This window comes from Thermocatellispora tengchongensis (assembly GCF_014202315.1).
Classification (GTDB): Bacteria; Actinomycetota; Actinomycetes; order Streptosporangiales; family Streptosporangiaceae; genus Thermocatellispora; species Thermocatellispora tengchongensis.
In genome coordinates this window covers 75,331-90,791 of the sequence record NZ_JACHGN010000004.1, presented here as the reverse complement: position 1 = coordinate 90,791, position 15,461 = coordinate 75,331, and the positions used below count along the sequence as shown (strand labels likewise).

Below are 15,461 nucleotides of genomic sequence, written 5' to 3'. Positions count from 1 at the left end.
CCTCCCTATTCCAGACGGTTCGATCTCCCGCTAAGGCGCGGGGACGACGACGAGACAGGTGTTCTGACCGCCGAAGCCGAACGACGTGGACAGCGCGGGTTTGACCGGTATGCGGCGTGGCGCGCCGCTGACCAGGTCGATGCGGTCGGCGTCGCGCCCCGCCCGGAAGTTGGCCACGGGCGGGACGAGACCCTCGCGGGCCAGCAGGAGCGCCATCGCGGCCTCGAACGCCCCCGCCGCGCCGATCATGTGCCCGACGACGCCCTTGGGCGCGGTCACGGGCGGGCACGCCTCCCCGAAGATCAGCTCCAGGGCGCGCGCCTCCGACCGGTCGTTCAGCACGGTGCTGGTGCCGTGCGCGCTGACGTGGCCGATGTCGCCGGGCGAGAGGGCGGCGTCGGCCAGGGCCATGGCGATCACCTCGGCGGCCACGCCGCCGTCGGCCGAGGGGGAGACGAGGTCGCCGGTGTCGGTGTTCACGCCGTACCCCGCGACCTCGCCGTACACCCGGGCTCCCCGTTCCATGGCGTGGTCGAGCCGTTCCAGCACGACGAAGGCCGCTCCCTCGGCCATGACGAAGCCGTCGCGGTCGTCGTCGAAGGGCCGGCACGCCTCGTGCGGCACGTCCATGCGGGTGCTCAACGCGCGCATGGCCGCGAACGCCGACACCACCAGTGGCGTCAGCGGCGCGTCCACGCCCCCGGCGAGCACCGTGGTCAGCTCGCCGGACCGGATCCGCCGCACCGCCTCTCCTATGGCGGTCGCGCCGCTGGCGCACGCGGTGGAGAAGGTGAGGGTGAGCCCGCTCACGCCGAGCCGCGCGCTGATCCGGGCGGCGGGGGAGCTGTTCATCACCCGCAGCACGGTGAAGGCCGGGATGCGGTGCGGCCGGTGCTGGTGGGTCATCGCGGCCAGCTCCATCGTGCCGAGCCCGCCGATGCCCGTGCCGACGAACACCCCGCTCCGCCCGGGGGACGCGGGCCAGTGCGGCCCGGAGTCGGCCACCGCGTCCATCGCCGCCGCGATGGCCAGGGCGTTCAGCCGGTCGATCTGGCGCATCTCCTTCGGCGTCAGGTAGCTCTCCCTGCCGAACTCCGGGACGGTGCACCCGAAGTCGACCACCGCGCCCGCACGCGTCAGCTCCGGGATCGTCGTCGCGGCCGACTCGGCCGCCAGCAGCGCGGCCAGCGACTCCTTCACCGTGGTGCCCGCCGGGCTCTTGACGCCGACCCCGGTGACGACGACCCGCTCGCGGTCCGGGCGCCCGCCGCCGGTCATGTCGCCGCCTCCGCGGCCGCGAGACCGGGGGCGCACTCGTCGAGGTCCAGCGACGACGGCAGGCCGAGTGCCCGCCTGCCGAGGTACTGCCGCGCCGCCGCCGGGGTCGGCGGGTGGAACCGGATCGCCTGGGCGTCGCGCCAGAGCCGCTCCAGCGGCAGCGACCTGGCGTACGACGCGCCGCCGCACGCCTCGGCGAGCGTGCCGACGAACGCGGGTATCACGCGCACGGCCCGCTGCTTTACCGCGAGCGCGGCGACGACCAGGTTCTCCGGCTCCGCGCCCGCGTCCATCCGGCGGGCCACCTCGGCGCAGGCCGACTCCAATGCCAGCACCTCGGCGGCGGCGTCGCCGACCGTCGCCTGGTAGCTGGGCAGCGAGGCCCGGCTCTGGCCGAGGTGCGCGATACGCAGCGCGCGCAGCAGCGTGGCCGCCTGCGTCATCGCCGCCCGCGCGACCCCCAGGTAGCAGGCGGTGCTCGTGAGGGCGAACCAGATGACCCCGGCGGCGAGCACGTCGTCGTCCTCGGCGCCGGCCGGGGCCCGGTAGAAGACGAGCTCCTTCGGGATGAAGCACTCCTCGATCACCAGCGTGTCGGACGCCGAGCCGCGCATGCCGAGCGTGTCCCAGTCCTCCACGACCCGCAGGCCGGGCGCCGTCGTGGGCAGCAGCGCGACCAGCACCTCCGACGGGTCGGCCGCGGTCTGCACCTGAAGGCAGACCAGGTCGGCCTGCCCGGCCAGCGAGCACGGCCGCTTTCGGCCGGACACCCGCCAGCCGCCGTCCACCGGCTCGGCGCGCAAGGTCGAGCGGGTGCCCGAACCGCCCAGGTTGGGCTCGGCGAACGCCGAGGCGATCAGGCGGTTCTGGGTGGCGACGGCCTCCAGCAGCAGCCACGAGGTGTCGGTGCGCCTGCGCCAGTGCTCGACCATGAGCCCCACCGAGAACAGGTGCATGTTCACCGCTATCGCCAGCGCGGGGTCGGCCACGGCGAGCGCCCGCTGCACGGCGCAGCACTCCACCAGCGTCAGCCCGGTGCCGTGGAACTTCTCCGGCACCGCCAGGCCGGGCCAGCCTCCACCGCGGAGCAGGTCCAGGGCGCGCCCGGCGGGCCTGCCGTCGCGGTCGGCGGCCGCGGCGAGGGCGCCGATCTCGGCCAGGACGTCCGGCGCGAGCCACCGGCCCGCGTCGGGCCAGCAGCCGTCGAAAGGATGGGGCGCGCCGTGCTCGATCGTTCCATCGTCGTTCACGCGGGAACCTCCAATCTCCCGGCGAGGCCGGCGGCGGCCGACAGCACGTCGAGCGCCTCGCCCACCTCGCGCTCGGTGGCGGTCATCGGCGGCAGCAGCCGCAGGCACTCCGGACGGCTCAGGCACGGCGACACCAGCAGTCCGCGCTCGGCGAGGGCGAAGGCCACCTCGCCGGCCTGCTCGGGACCGGCGAAGTCGATCCCCCAGATCAGGCCCCGCCCGCGCACGCCGGTGATCACGTCCTGGTGGTCCTCGCGCAGGCGGGCCAGGCCCTCGCCCAGCGCGGCGGAGATCGCCGGCGCCGCCCCGGCGTGGGACTCGATCGCCTCCAGGGCCGCTCCCACGGCCGCCATCGCGAGAGGCTGCCCGGCGAACGTCGAGGTGTGCAGGAACGGGTCGGCCAGCAACGGCCGGTACAGGCGCTCGGAGCAGACCGCGGCCGACACCGGGACGACGCCGCCGCCCAGCGCCTTGCCGAGCAGGACCGCGTCCACGGGCAGCCCCGCCTCCAGCGCGAGGGAGCGGGGGCCGGCGCGCCGCAGCCCCGCCTGGATCTCGTCGGAGACGACCATCGCGCCCGCGGCGCGGGCGTCGGCGGCCCAGCGGGCCAGTATCGCCGGGTCGAGCACGACCACGCCGTTCTCGCCCTGCACCGGCTCGAAGATCACCGCCGCGAGGTCGCCCGACGCGGCGACCCGTCCCACCGCCTCGGCGTCGCCCGGGTCGGCGTGCACCACGCCCTGGAGCAGGTGCTCCAGCCCGGTCCGGAACCGGGGCTGCCACGTCAGCGCGAGCGCCCCCATCGTCTTGCCGTGGTAGGCGCCGCGCACCGCGACCACGGTGGTGCGGCCGGTGGCCAGGCGGGCGAGCTTGACCGACACCTCCACCGCGTCGGCGCCGTTGACGCCGAAATACACGCGCGGCAGTCGCGACCCCAGGTACGTCACCACCTCCTCGGCGGCGGACGCGAGGAGCGGGTTGCTCAGCGTGCGGGTCGAGACGGGCATGGTGTGCAGTTGCCGGGCGACCGCGGCCACGACGCCGGGGTGGCGGTGGCCGAGCAGCGTCACGGCGTACGACCCGAAATCGAGGGCGGATCGCCCGTCGGAGAGCCGGACCCGGCACCCCTCGCCGGCGGTCTCCACCGCCCCCTGCCCGGCGAACTTCCCCGCCAGCGCCAGCGCGGGGGACATGTGCGCGCGGATCCGCCGGAAGGTCTCCCTGGCCGGTGACCTGTCGCTCGCGGCGCCTCCTCCGCCGGCGCCGGGAGCCACGCCGCGGTGCTCGCTCACGGCCGGACCCGTACGGCGGCGTCGGCCCTCGCCCGTCGGCCGAGCTGCTCCAGGATCGCCCGGGAGTTGTCCTCCAGTGCCCGCGCGGCGACCGGGTTGAGCATCTCGCTCATCAGCGGGATGCCGATGTCGAACTCGACGTGGAGCTCCGCGGTCGTGCCGTGCTCGTCGGCCGTCACCTGCCAGTGGCCGTTGAAGTAGGCCAGATCGCCGTCGAGCTGGCGGAACTCGATGCGGCGGCGTTCGTGGTCGATGAACTCCTCCTCCTCCCATTCCAGCTCCGAGCCCTTGAGCAGCACCGACCAGTGGCTCACCCGGCGGTCGCCCTCCCACTCGACGATCGAGATCTCGCGGACCTCGTCCATGTAGCTGGCGTACGACTCGCTGTCCAGCAGCGCCGCCCAGACGTCGTCCGCGTTCTCCGCGCACGTGTGGCGCGTGGTCACCGTTGGCATTCGCCCTCCGTAGTCACCGTCAGATGCCCCATTGGTCCCAATCCATCGCGCCCAGCCCGCTCTCGGCGCGCAGCTTCTCCAGGGCACCGGCGATGCCCATGATCGGGAAGAAGCCGTTGGCCGTGCGCATCACCGGGATCGTGAGGGGCAGGCGGGCCCGCAGCCTCTCGTTCTCGGCCAGCACGGTGGTCCTGGCCTCCTGCGCCTGCTCGGCGGTGGCGCCGCACGGCGGGGGCAGCCGCCGCAGCGCCAGCGCCGCCGGCGAGCCGTCCACGGCCAGGTGGACGTGATGCTCGACGTGCGTCGGCCTGCCCGTGTAGCCCTCGCCGACCTGCTCGCAGTAGGCCATCGCGCGCAGCGCGACCGCGCACGCCTCCACGGCGACCGGATAGTCCTCCGCGGCGATGGCCGCGTCGATGTCGGTCAGGGCCGTCTGCACGGCCATGGCGTACTGCCAGGCCATGCCCGCGCCGTGGGTGAGCAGCCACATCACGTCGGTTCCGCCGACACGGTCGTCAGTCATCGAGCACCTCGGCAAGTTCGGAGGACGCCACTTCCAGGACGAGCTCGCCGTCGCGGATGGCGCGCAGCAGGCGGCCGGCGTCGTACGCGCCGACGGCCTCGGCCACCGCGCCCTGCACGCCGATCGCGTCGAGCAGCCGTCCGTGGCGGGTGAGGGTCAGGACCTGCTTGCCGAACTTGACCTCGCGGCGTCCCGGCTCGGGGCGCACCGCGGTGAGCCGCCAGGGGTCCCAGCCGGCCATGCCGGTGTCGGCGAGCAAGGCGACGAGGTCGTCCTCGCTGGACGCGCGATAGTGGGCGCCGACGAACTCCGGGTCGAGGCCCAGGCGGGCGGCGCGGCTCGGCAGCCACTTCTCGCTGGTCAGCACGTCGCCCTGGCCGCGGCATCGCAGTTCGAGCAGTTCGCGGCCGGCCCGCGCCCACAGGTATCGCGCCGCCTCGCCCTCGGCCAGGCGGGCCGTCGCCCACACGAGCAGGAGCTGGTCCAGCGCGGCGCGGACGAGGGTGGGCAGGATGTCGCCCGCCGCGGTCTCGTCGAACACCGGGGGCTGGCCGGGGAACAGCGGCAGCGCGTGCATCCAGCGGGCCGCGGTGCGGCGCGTGCGCTTGCCGGGAGCGGGCGCCGTGCTCACCGGGCCCACCGGCAGTTCGCGCACCGGGAACGCCCGCGCCGCCTCGATCATCCGCCCCGGCATGGACGCGGGGTAGTGCTCGATGTCGATCGGCGTCGGCCCGAAGAAGAACAGGAACGCCGGCGTGGGCTTGTCGATGTCGGGGACCAGCAGGTGGATGTCGACATCGCTGCCGCGGTTGCCGAGCCCGCCCGCCAGCGAGCCGACGAGGTAGGCGGGGCCCACGGTCAGCATGCTGCCGCCGAGCGTGAGCACGTCGTTCACCGTGAGCCCGACGACGCTGAGAGCCCGCGCGATGTCCGCGCCCTGCATCACGACCATGAGATCTTCCTTTGATCCGGTTTGAGGAGAACGACGGCCAGGGTGGAGAACAGCGCCGCGAAGGCGGCCAGCGCGGCGAGCTCCGCCGCGACCTCGGCCACGCCCGCCCCGGTGGAGACGACCTCGCGCATGCCGCGCACGGCCCAGTACGACGGCGTGGCGGGCGCGACGGGGGCGGCCCACGCGGGCAGCAAGGACTGGGGCACCAGGGCGCCGCCGAGCCCGGCCATGGTGATCGCCAGGATGTTGGCCGCCGAGGTCATCTGCACGACCGTGCGGCACACGGCGAAGCCGAGCACGCCCAGCGCCACCAGGCACGCCGCGAACAGCAGGACCACCAGGGCGAGCGCGGCCAGGGAGCCCTTGACGCGGAGCCCGAAGAACAGGGCGCCGGCGCTGATCAGCACGGTGAACTGGGCCAGCAGCAACCCCAGCGGGACGACCGCCTTGCTCAGCACCAGCACCCCGACGGGCACCGGCGTGGCGCGGAACCGGTTCCAGGTGTTCCAGCCGTGGTCGCGGAAGAACACCATGCCCACGTGGGAGACGAGGAACATGGAGAACATCACCGACAGTCCCGCCACCGCCTGCTCGGCTCCCGTCCCCGGCTCGCCCGTCGCGGCCATCGCCGCCTGGTAGGTCGGCAGCAGGAACGCCATCAGCACCAGCGGCATCACCGTGAGGATGAGCTGCGGCACCAGGTCGCGCCGCTGCACCCGCCACTCGTGCGCCACCAGGACGCCGGCCACGCTCAGCTCACGACGCATCGAGGGCGCCCTCCTCGTCCTCCACCACGCGTTCGAACACCTCGTCCAGGCTCGACCGGCGGATCTCCAGCCCGGACAGGCGGGCCAGGTCGGGGCCGAGGCCCTGGAGGATCGCCGGCAGGTCATCCGGCCCCTCCACCGCCGAGGAGACGGTGCGCACCTCGCCGGAGTCGCCGCCGAGGCGCAGGTCGACCACGGTCCGGCCGTAGCGGCGCAGCAGCGTGGCCACGGCCCCGCGCGCGGCGACGACGCCCTTGTTGAGCAGGACGACCTCGGCGTCGAGGCTCTCGATCTCGGGGAGGTAGTGGGTGCTGTAGCAGATCGCGGCCCCCTCGGCGGCGAGAGTGAGCACGTGGTCCAGGACCGCCCGCCTGGTCGCGGGGTCCACGCCGACCGTGGGCTCGTCGAGGAGCAGCAGCGGGGGCCGCGACACGGTCGCCATCGCGCAGTGCACGCGCCGCCGCTGGCCGCCGGAGAGGGTGCGCACCTGCCGGTCCGCGATGTCGTCGAGCAGCAGCGCCGACAGTGTGCGCGCGACGGCCCCCGCCAGCTCCCTCGACCGCAGCCCGCTCAGCGCCGCCCAGTCGGCGACGTTCTCGCGCACGGTGAGGGTCGGGAACACGGCGATGTCCTGTTCGGCGTAACCGACATGGGCCCGCGCCCGGCGGGGCCGCGAGGCGACGTCGACGCCGCAGACCCGCACCGTGCCCGAACGGGGGCGCACGGCGCCCACCACGGAGCCCATCAGCGTCGATTTGCCGGCGCCGTTGGGCCCGAGGAGCCCGAGCACCTGGCCGGCTTCGACGGACAATGAGACCTCGTTCAGCGCGAGATGGTCCCCATAGGCCACCGTCAGGCCACGGACCTCCAGCACTGCCACCGGTCACCTCCTCCAGTGTCAGGCGCGGGAAGGCACCGAAGAGTCGGTTCGCCGTTGACAAGCGAAATTTCCCGTACTAATCCAGAATCCCCGTCGTGTCACCTGCTTGTGATCGGAAAGGCGGCTCCGTGTACCCCGCCCGGCGCAAGTGAAATCCGGCAGGACGCTAGCACGCCGACCCGAGAGTTGACCAGAGGGTGACGTAGGGGTTGTCAAACCGCAAACGGAACCTTATGGTCTGGTACACCGCCGCATTCCTGCGGATCCGTGCTGGCCGGCAGCCGGCGGATCCGCGCCGGGTGGTAACCGGGGGCGCTCCATCGATCTCATTTGCAATGCCTCGGACACCCGCAATGCGCCACTGCGGCGACATGTGATCAGCGGATGCGAATGCTTGCAAGTTTCTTGAAGCATGCCCGCACCACCATCGAGCGAGGTGAAATGAGCGAGAGCACGTCGCAGGCGGAGCCGTTCAACTTCGGGTTGGACTACATACGCGTGCACTTCGGCAACAACGTCGCCCTGGCCACGCAGCAGAAGACGCACAATCTCTTCCGCCAGAACCCGAAGCCCCTGGCCGACCACATTCTGGACTGCCTGGACCTGACCGGGCGGGAGGCCGTGCTCGACCTCGGCTGCGGCAACGGGTTCATCCTCAGGGACGTCGTGAGCAAGATCCGCCACGGGGGGCGCACGGTCGCGCTCGACATCTCGCCGGCCATGCTTGAGCTGGCCAAACGCAACGTCACGGTGTCGTGGGCGCCGCTGGCGTTCGTCGAGGGGAAGGCGGAGGACCTCTCGCGCTTCGACGACGGCACGTTCGACCGGGTGATGGCCAATTTCATCTTCCACTACATCACCGAGCCCGACGTGGTGTGCGCCGAGATCGCCCGGGTCACCAAGAAGTCGGGCCACGCGATCGTCACCATCGAGGCCCGGCACTCCATGCCGGAAATGTATAAGATGCACTTCGACGCGATGGCGGAGGTAGGATTCCCCGCCGACTTCATCGAGCGCCTGCCCCGCACCCGGCGCGGCAAAATGGTGCTCGACAACGCGGCCGAATATCTTTCCAGGCACTTCGAGAGCGTCGAGGAGCGGCCGTATGCGGACGCGCTGCGGTTCGACACGACCGAGCCGTACATGGAGTTCTACGCCACCGGTCACAAGTTCTGCGGCGCCAAAGCGATGGCCGGCGAAGATTTTCCTGAGTCCATGTTCGATCAGCTCTACGCGAACGTCGAGGCGAAAGTGAAGGCCGCCATCGCAGAACGAGGGTACTTCGAGCTCAGCAAGCAGAACTCCGTGTTCGTCTGCAAGTAATCGGGAGAGCCGCATGACCGAATTCCGCGCACCGCTTCGCGTGGCCCTGTTCGGGCTGCCGGGCGCGGGGAAGTCGACCAGCGGGGGCCTGCTCCGGCAGACCCTCGCGGAGATGGGGCGCGACGTCGCGATCGTCAAGACCGCCACGCCCCTGTACGACGTCCAGGAGTTCTTCTACTCCCGCATCGGTCTCCCGCTCGCCACGGGGCAACAGGACGGCGCGCTGCTGAACTTCCTCGGATCGCACTTCCGCGCCGTGGACCCGGAGTTCCTGCTGGCCGACTTCGCCCAGCGGTGGGGCAACGCGGCGCTCGGCGGGGCGAACGCGGTGATCTGCGACGACGCCAGGCCCGCCGACTCGGCCGGCCTGGCCTGGCAGGGCTTCACCATCGTGCGGGTCACCGCGCCCGAGGACGTGCGAAGGCGCCGGAAGGCGGGCCGTGGCGACCGTACGGCCGGGGCCGACGACCATCCGACCGAGCTCGGCATCGACACGATCGTCCCCGACTTCGAGATCGACAACTCCGCCGGCCTCGACGAGCTGCGGGCGCGCGTCGCCGACCTGGCCAAGAAGCTCATCGCGCTGCCGCCGCAGCCCGCGTCCGGAGGTGACGGCGGCGCCCGCCTGGCCTCGCTCGTCCGGCTGGCGCAGGACACGATCTCCGCCCGCTACGCCGAGAACCGGCACCAGATCGCCGCGGTCATCGTGGCCGGGGACGGCAGGGTGTTCACCGGGCTGCACCTGGAGGCGATGGTCGGCCGCGCGTCGATCTGTGCCGAGGCCGTCGCACTGGGCAAGGCGCGCGCGGCGGGCGCGAGCGACCTTCGCATCGTGCTCGCGGTACGCCATCCCAAGCCGTCGGAGGAGCGGCGGGAGATCCGGCTGGTGCCGCCGTGCGGCCTGTGCCGCGAGATCCTGCTCGACTACAGCCGCGACATGATGGCCGTCGTGCGGTCGGACGGCGGGCCGGCCCTGGTCGCGCTGTCCGAGCTGTTGCCGCACAAATACGTCGGTACGAAGTGGGCCGTCGCGCCCGTGGCGGAAGGGCGGTGATCTGACGTGGAGACCTTCCGCGAGTTCCTGGAAGGGGAGTTCCCCGGCGCGCGGATCAGCGAGCTCAGCGGCACCAACAACCTCGTCTACGAGGTGCGGACCGCCGAGGGGATCCTCGTGGCCAAGCACGTGACCGACTCCGACATCCCGCTGGCGTACCTCGCCGAGGCCAACGCCGCGCTCGCCGGGCACGTGCCGGTCCAGCGCATCAGGCGGGTGTGGGAGACGCGGCGCGGCGACCCCTTCGACGCGGTCTTCGCCGAGTACGTCGAGGGGCGCGACCTGGCCTCGGCGCTGACCGACGGCCGCGACCTGCCGGCCACCGCCGAGCTGGTGCGGCACCTGTGCACGTTCGCGCTGGCCTGCCGCGAGCTGCCCAGGATGCACGACGGGTTCGGGCTCTACAAGCGCGACGCGCCCGTGATCGCCACGCACCGCGAGTTCGTCCTGCACTACGCGGGCCGCTACTGGCGGCGCGCCCGCCCGTTCTACGACGGCACACGCGTGGGCAGGGCGGTGGACGAGTGGCTGTCGGGCGGTTTCGCCGAGGCGGCCGGGCGCAACCCGGCGCCGTTCACCACCGTGGCGATCGACGTCAACCTCAAGAACCTCATCGTCACGCCCGGCGGCGGGATCGTGGTGCTGAACGTGCCCATCGTCGGCCTGTCCACCCCGGCGCAGGCCGTGGGCGCGATAAGCGCCCACCTGCGCAACCACCCGCAACACGCCCCGTTCCTGGAGGCGGCCACGGCCGAGGTCTGCCCCGGCGACGCCGAGATGGTGCCCCACTTCGAACTGTGGGCGCTGCTGGGAATCCTGTCGTTCTACGCGGCGCGCGAGCCGGAGAACCGGCACGCGTGGCGCAACTGGGGCGCGCCGGTGACCCTGGACGAGGACTTCCGGAACCTGGTGATCACGCACTTCGCCGGATCGGCGGCCTCATGATCCTCACCGGATCCGCCATCGCCGAGGCCGTCGCCCGCGGCGACATCGTCATCGATCCGTTCGACGAGTCCCGGGTCAACCCGAACAGCTACAACTACCGCCTCGGCGCGGAGATCTACCGGGTCCACTCCGGCGACGACCCCGACGCGAAACCCCGGTACGAACGGCTGGAGCCGGCCGACGGACGCTTCCTGCTGCGCAAGGGGCGCTTCTACCTCGGCCACACGCTGGAGCGGATCGGCAGCGACCGGTACGTGACCTCGCTGATCGGACGCAGTTCCATGGGCAGGCTCGGCCTGTTCGTCCAGTTGTCGGCGGATCTCGGGCATCGCGGCGCCGTGCACCGATGGACCCTGGAGCTGCTGCCCGCCCTGGACATCTACCTCTATCCAGGACAGATCCTGGGCCAGGTCTCCTTCTGGTCGACGACCGGCAGAGTGCTCCCTTACGAGGGGTGGTACGGCCGGCACGACCGGCCCATGCCGTCGAAACTGCACACGAACATGTCCGAACACTGAGAGATTCGAGACCACCGTGATTCTCAGCGGCCACGAGATCCGCAGCAGGGTTGAGGCGGACGAGATCACCGTCACCCCGTTCAATGCCGATCACATCAACCCGAACAGCATCGATCTGACTCTGGGCGACACGATCCTGCGTTACTGCGACCCGATCATCGACCCGAGAGTGGAGCCGGAGGTCGTCGAGGTCAAGATTCCCGAGGACGGCCTCACGCTTGAGCCGTTGAGCTTCTGCCTGGGCTCGTCCCGCGAGATCGTGGGCAGCACGAAGTACGTGCCGCTGGTGCACGCCAAGTCGAGCACCGCGCGGGCCGGGCTGTTCGTGCATGTGACCGCGGACCTCATCGACATCGGCTCGATCGGCACCATCACCTTCCAACTGTTCTCCACCCTGGCGCTGCGCGTGTACCCCGGCATGCGGATCGCCCAGATGACCTTCTGGAAGCCGAAGGGCAAGATCACCCTCTACAAGGGCAAGTACCAGGGCTCCATCGGCCCGCAGAAGTCGAAGATCTACCGCGACCGGCACTGGGAGACGCTCGTCAAATGAGTGAGTATGTCACCGCGTGCGCGCGGGTCCGATCCGCGGCCGTGCACGTCTCCGCGCCGGCCGACGTCGTGATGGAGCTGGTCGCGCTCACCCGGCCGTTCATCACCGTCGGTCCCGGCGACGACGCGGGCCGCGACGGCCTGCCCTCGGTCCTGGTACGCCCCGGGCCGCCCAGGGAGCCGGGATGGCAGCGGCTGATCCTGTCCTCCGACTACGAGCCCGACCGGGTCCTGTGGGTGCACGACGGGCGGCGGGCCGTCTGGGTCTCCTCCGGCTCGCCCAAGTGGCGCACCCAGCAGGTGCTCCGCTCGGTCAGGCACATGCTGCGATGGCAGGCGTACCAGGCGGGCGACCTGCTGCTGCACGGCGGCCTGGTGTCGCTGCGCGGGCGCGGCGTGGCCTTCGTGGGGGGCAAGCGCTCCGGGAAGACCTCCAGCATCCTGAGCGCGCTGGTGCACGGCGGCGCCGGCTTCGTCTCCAACGACGACCTGGCCCTCGTGGAATCGCCCGGCGGCGGCCTCACCGGATACGGCTCCCCGCGCACGGTCAACATCCGCACCGACTCGCTGCTGACGCTGGCCGAGTCGAACATCCGGCTGACGCGGCTGCTGTCCAGCGGCGACCATCCGACCAACACCTTCGCCGGCAAGCATCGTACGACCGAATCGCTCGCCACGACGTCGGGCGACGTGCTGCCGGGGTCGTTGTGGGTGCGTCCCGCGGAGCTGGCCGAGGTCACCGGCTGCGTGCTCATCGACGAGCACGCGGTGGACGCCCTGGTGTTCCCCGCGTTCGACTCCTCCGCCACCGCGCCCGCGCTGACCAGGCTCGGCGGCGAGACCGCACGGGCCATGCTCGACGAGCACATCGAGCTCCAGGGCACGAAGTACGACCCGTTCCTGGCCGACTGGTTCCCCGGCACGGACCTCGCGCGCAGGCAGCGCCTGGTCGATCGGCTCGTCGCCACGGTGCGCTGCTACCGGCTGACGCAGTCGATGGGCGCGCTCGCGGCGTCCACGGCCGCGCTGCTCGACGAGCTCGCCGCGCGGTCCGGGGTTGCAGAATAGAACGATGACGGCGACCGCGTCCTCGCTCGTCACCCACCACGACGGTCGGGTGCTGCTCGTCCGGTCCGCGGGCGGCCGATGGCGGCTGCCGCGGGCCGCGCTCGCCTCCCGCGAGACACCCCGCCAGGCGGCCCTGCGCGCGGTCTCGGCCGCGGTCGGGCTGGCGCCGCGCCTGGGACGGCCGCTGGTCCTCGACAGCGTGGACGACGCCCCCCACTACGTCTTCGACGGCGGCGAGGCGGGCCTCTCGGCGGCCCGGCGCATCGGCACGTCGCCGACCGCGGCCTTCGCCCGGCCCGCCGAGGTCGACATGCGCCCCGACGAGGCGCGCCGCATCGACGTCGCCCTGCGCGCCCGAGCGGCGTGCACGACGGAGTACCTGGAGAACGGCGTCACGCCGGGGGTCCTCGCCGCCATGCGCGAGTTCGGGATCGCGCCGTGGCTGCACAGCGGCGCCGCCTGGATCTGGCACGAGGAACCCGTCCCCGACGACCTGAAGATCCGCCACTCCTGGGTGTGGCTGTTCGCCCCCGACGGCCGGGTGGTGGTCTACGTCGACGTCAACGGCATCTGCGGGCTGCCCGGGGGCACCGTGGAGCGCGCCGAGGGCCGTGACGCGGCGGCCACGGCCGTGCGCGAGGTCCGCGAGGAGACGCAGATGGAGATGACCGATCCGGTCTACCTCGGCTACCTCCTGGACACCACCCCCGGTCGCCGTCCGGTGGCCCGGGTCCGGATGGCCGCCGCGATCACGGCGGTCGGCCCGGCCGCCCCCGATCCCGCCACGGGCACGGTGCACCGCCGTCTGCTGGTGCCGCCCCGGCTCATCGGCGAGCTGTGCGGCTGGCACACCTCCGCCGACCGCCAGGTCGCCGCGGCGCTCGCGGCGGTGTCCGCCCTGGGCATCGGCCCCGCCCCGCCTGATGCCCGGATCACCGAGATCCCGGCCGACGGCACCGGCGTACTCGGCTGAGCGTCCCTTCCGGCCGCCGCCGGTCGCACTTCACCGCGGAGCCCACCTGACAGACGCGCTCCTTCGGGGCTGCGGGCGGGGGACGGGGTCGGGCTGGTGACGCGGAACCGGGCGGCCGGAGGACAGGCGACGCCGGTCAACCCGCCCGAGCGCCCGCGTAAGGCCATGCCCCGGTCCGTCATCCCCGAGGCCCTCGGCAGCGTCTGCAGCGCGACCGGGCCGCTCGCCACGGGCCCGGGATCGGCCGGGTGGACCTCGCCGCTGATGGACGTGCGGGCGGTGGACCCGGCGGGCAAGCCCTTCCCGCCCGGCGAGTCTGCTGAGCTCCAGGTCCACGGCGTCCTGCTCATGCGGGGCTACTGGGGCCGGCCCGAGGCCACCGCCAGGGCCGGGTCCGGTGGGAGGCATCGGAGCGATGCGCCGCGCCTCGGCATGCGGGGGGATGGCCGTGGGGGCGTGTCTCGGCTCGGGGTTTCCGTGGGTGGGGGGCGCGGTGTCCCTCGGAGGATGGGACCCGCGGGTTCGGGGGATGTGAGGTGGGTGGTGTCCCTCTGGAGTGGATGGGAGCCCTTATGGATGGCTGCCTGCGGTCGGTGAGGAAGGTGGGGGGTGCGGGCGCATGGTGGATCGGCCGGTGGTGGCCGGTGTGTGGTGTGGTTCCCCGTGGGCCCCGTCCCGTTCGCCCCGTCTGAGCCGGTCCGGTGTGGAGCGGGTCAGGTCGCCCCGTTGCGCCCCTGTGGCGCTTCCCCGTTGTGGCGGTGCTGTGTGGCGGTGCTGTGTGGCGGTGCTGTGTGGCGGGCCGGTGTCAGGCCGCGTCGCTCCACAGCATCTGGCCTACGGCCATGGCGGGCTCCAGGCCGAGTTCGTCGCGGAGCTGGCGACGGTACGCGCGGTAGTGGCTGATCGCGTCGTTGCGGTTGCCCTGGGCGACATAGGCCCGGATGAGCGCCTCGTGCGCGGTGTCGCGGAGGGGGTCGGTCTGGACGACCATGAGGGCGGCCTGCACCGCCGCGCCGTACATCTGCTCCTGTACCAGCAGGTCGGACAGCCGCTCCAGTGCGTCGAGACGGAGGCGCTGGTAGCAGAACTGGTGGTCGGCCAGCCAGGAGGTGTCCCACTCGGGCAGCATGTCCTCGGCGAAGTCGGTCCAGTGCACGCGTTCCAGGAGTGCCGGTTCCGCGCCGGGGCGGGTGTTGAGCAGCTCGATCGCCATGGCGCGGGAGTGCTCGACGTCCACGTGCAGCTCGGGCGACAGCCACAGGTCGCGCGTGGTGGACAGCACGAGGCCGGGGCAGACCCGTTGCAGCCGGTACAGGATGGTACGCAGGTTGGCGTGGGCGCGCGTGCTCAGGTTGTCCGGCCACAGCGTGTTGGCGACCGTGCTGCGGGGCGCGTGCCTGCCCAGGCAGACCAGCACGGTGAGCAGGCGCTGCGCCCTGGGGCTGACGGTGACCGGCACCCCGTCCAGGACGAGCCGGAAGCCGCCGAGCAGCTTCAGCGTGGACGCGCCGGGAACCTCGGGCCCCTCGGTGGCGGTCTTCGCGCCCGGAGCCGCGGCGTACGGGTGGACGGCCTCGGGGTGGGGGCGGAGCGCGCCGGCGTGCGATGGGATGGGATCGGTCACCGTCTGG

Annotated in this window: 17 protein-coding genes; 8 read left to right on the top strand and 9 right to left on the bottom strand. The window is 72.4% G+C overall.

Features of this window, described 5'->3' with window-relative positions; genetic code table 11:
- Positions 1 to 30: 30 nt before the first annotated feature.
- Genes HNP84_RS09800 through HNP84_RS09765 form a run of 8 tightly spaced genes read right to left on the bottom strand, consistent with a single transcriptional unit; the run spans position 31 to position 7,397 of the window.
- A complete protein-coding gene (locus HNP84_RS09800) occupies positions 31 to 1,278 on the bottom strand; it encodes a beta-ketoacyl-[acyl-carrier-protein] synthase family protein (protein ID WP_185049130.1) in 1,248 nt (415 codons plus the stop codon).
- Complete coding sequence (locus HNP84_RS55930) at positions 1,275 to 2,528, bottom strand: acyl-CoA dehydrogenase family protein (protein ID WP_185049129.1); 1,254 nt, start codon at positions 2,526 to 2,528, stop codon at positions 1,275 to 1,277. The genes HNP84_RS09800 and HNP84_RS55930 overlap by 4 nt, the downstream gene beginning before the upstream one ends.
- Positions 2,525 to 3,820 (bottom strand): aspartate aminotransferase family protein, encoded by a 1,296-nt coding sequence (locus HNP84_RS09790; RefSeq protein WP_221336096.1) that lies wholly within the window; start codon positions 3,818 to 3,820, stop codon positions 2,525 to 2,527. Before HNP84_RS09790 ends, HNP84_RS55930 begins: the two co-directional genes overlap by 4 nt.
- Complete coding sequence (locus HNP84_RS09785) at positions 3,817 to 4,266, bottom strand: type II toxin-antitoxin system RatA family toxin (RefSeq protein WP_221336095.1); 450 nt, start codon at positions 4,264 to 4,266, stop codon at positions 3,817 to 3,819. The genes HNP84_RS09790 and HNP84_RS09785 overlap by 4 nt, the downstream gene beginning before the upstream one ends.
- Positions 4,267 to 4,294: 28 nt before the next feature.
- A complete protein-coding gene (locus HNP84_RS09780; RefSeq protein WP_185049127.1) occupies positions 4,295 to 4,798 on the bottom strand; it encodes a hypothetical protein in 504 nt (167 codons plus the stop codon).
- Positions 4,791 to 5,750 (bottom strand): hypothetical protein, encoded by a 960-nt coding sequence (locus HNP84_RS09775; protein ID WP_185049126.1) that lies wholly within the window; start codon positions 5,748 to 5,750, stop codon positions 4,791 to 4,793. The genes HNP84_RS09780 and HNP84_RS09775 overlap by 8 nt, the downstream gene beginning before the upstream one ends.
- A complete protein-coding gene (locus HNP84_RS09770; protein WP_185049125.1) occupies positions 5,741 to 6,517 on the bottom strand; it encodes an ABC transporter permease in 777 nt (258 codons plus the stop codon). The genes HNP84_RS09775 and HNP84_RS09770 overlap by 10 nt, the downstream gene beginning before the upstream one ends.
- Entirely contained in the window at positions 6,507 to 7,397 is an 891-nt protein-coding gene (locus HNP84_RS09765; RefSeq protein ID WP_185049124.1) for an ABC transporter ATP-binding protein, read from the bottom strand. Before HNP84_RS09765 ends, HNP84_RS09770 begins: the two co-directional genes overlap by 11 nt.
- Before the next feature lie 441 nt (positions 7,398 to 7,838).
- Between HNP84_RS09765 and HNP84_RS09760 the strand changes: the two genes are divergently transcribed.
- The 8 genes from HNP84_RS09760 to HNP84_RS56685 all read left to right on the top strand — a co-directional run bounded on the left by HNP84_RS09760 (position 7,839) and on the right by HNP84_RS56685 (position 14,427).
- Positions 7,839 to 8,720: a class I SAM-dependent methyltransferase gene (locus HNP84_RS09760; RefSeq protein WP_185049123.1), complete on the top strand. Its 882-nt coding sequence runs from the start codon at positions 7,839 to 7,841 to the stop codon at positions 8,718 to 8,720.
- Between the two features lie 13 nt (positions 8,721 to 8,733).
- Complete coding sequence (locus HNP84_RS09755) at positions 8,734 to 9,774, top strand: cytidine deaminase (RefSeq protein WP_185049122.1); 1,041 nt, start codon at positions 8,734 to 8,736, stop codon at positions 9,772 to 9,774.
- Between the two features lie 6 nt (positions 9,775 to 9,780).
- A complete protein-coding gene (locus HNP84_RS09750) occupies positions 9,781 to 10,719 on the top strand; it encodes a phosphotransferase family protein (protein ID WP_185049121.1) in 939 nt (312 codons plus the stop codon).
- Entirely contained in the window at positions 10,716 to 11,237 is a 522-nt protein-coding gene (locus tag HNP84_RS09745; RefSeq protein WP_185049120.1) for a dCTP deaminase, read from the top strand. Before HNP84_RS09750 ends, HNP84_RS09745 begins: the two co-directional genes overlap by 4 nt.
- Positions 11,238 to 11,253: 16 nt before the next feature.
- Positions 11,254 to 11,790: a dCTP deaminase gene (gene dcd, locus HNP84_RS09740; RefSeq protein WP_185049119.1), complete on the top strand. Its 537-nt coding sequence runs from the start codon at positions 11,254 to 11,256 to the stop codon at positions 11,788 to 11,790.
- The gene (locus tag HNP84_RS09735) at positions 11,787 to 12,857 is read left to right on the top strand and encodes a hypothetical protein (protein ID WP_185049118.1); all 1,071 of its coding nucleotides are present in this window, start codon (positions 11,787 to 11,789) and stop codon (positions 12,855 to 12,857) included. Before dcd ends, HNP84_RS09735 begins: the two co-directional genes overlap by 4 nt.
- A 4-nt stretch (positions 12,858 to 12,861) precedes the next feature.
- Positions 12,862 to 13,830 carry an NUDIX domain-containing protein gene (locus HNP84_RS09730; RefSeq protein WP_185049117.1) on the top strand — a complete coding sequence of 323 codons (969 nt, stop codon included), beginning with the start codon at positions 12,862 to 12,864 and terminating at the stop codon, positions 13,828 to 13,830.
- A gap of 96 nt (positions 13,831 to 13,926) precedes the next feature.
- Positions 13,927 to 14,427 carry an AMP-binding protein gene (locus tag HNP84_RS56685; RefSeq protein ID WP_185049116.1) on the top strand — a complete coding sequence of 167 codons (501 nt, stop codon included), beginning with the start codon at positions 13,927 to 13,929 and terminating at the stop codon, positions 14,425 to 14,427.
- 208 nt (positions 14,428 to 14,635) lie between these two features.
- Here the strand turns inward: HNP84_RS56685 and HNP84_RS55925 are convergent, their stop codons facing one another.
- Positions 14,636 to 15,454, bottom strand: a complete 819-nt coding sequence (locus HNP84_RS55925; RefSeq protein ID WP_185049115.1) for an AfsR/SARP family transcriptional regulator — start codon at positions 15,452 to 15,454, stop codon at positions 14,636 to 14,638.
- Positions 15,455 to 15,461: the final 7 nt, after the last annotated feature.

Excerpts from the sequence above, each read along its gene's own strand:
- HNP84_RS09800 (WP_185049130.1), bottom strand. The coding sequence starts at position 1,278 with ATGACCGGCGGCGGGCGCCCGGACCGCGAGCGGGTCGTCGTCACCGGG.
- HNP84_RS09780 (WP_185049127.1), bottom strand. The coding sequence starts at position 4,798 with ATGACTGACGACCGTGTCGGCGGAACCGACGTGATGTGGCTGCTCACC.
- HNP84_RS09775 (WP_185049126.1), bottom strand. The coding sequence starts at position 5,750 with ATGGTCGTGATGCAGGGCGCGGACATCGCGCGGGCTCTCAGCGTCGTC.
- HNP84_RS09770 (WP_185049125.1), bottom strand. The coding sequence starts at position 6,517 with ATGCGTCGTGAGCTGAGCGTGGCCGGCGTCCTGGTGGCGCACGAGTGG.
- HNP84_RS09760 (WP_185049123.1), top strand. The coding sequence starts at position 7,839 with ATGAGCGAGAGCACGTCGCAGGCGGAGCCGTTCAACTTCGGGTTGGAC.
- HNP84_RS09755 (WP_185049122.1), top strand. The coding sequence starts at position 8,734 with ATGACCGAATTCCGCGCACCGCTTCGCGTGGCCCTGTTCGGGCTGCCG.
- HNP84_RS09745 (WP_185049120.1), top strand. The coding sequence starts at position 10,716 with ATGATCCTCACCGGATCCGCCATCGCCGAGGCCGTCGCCCGCGGCGAC.
- HNP84_RS09735 (WP_185049118.1), top strand. The coding sequence starts at position 11,787 with ATGAGTGAGTATGTCACCGCGTGCGCGCGGGTCCGATCCGCGGCCGTG.
- HNP84_RS09730 (WP_185049117.1), top strand. The coding sequence starts at position 12,862 with ATGACGGCGACCGCGTCCTCGCTCGTCACCCACCACGACGGTCGGGTG.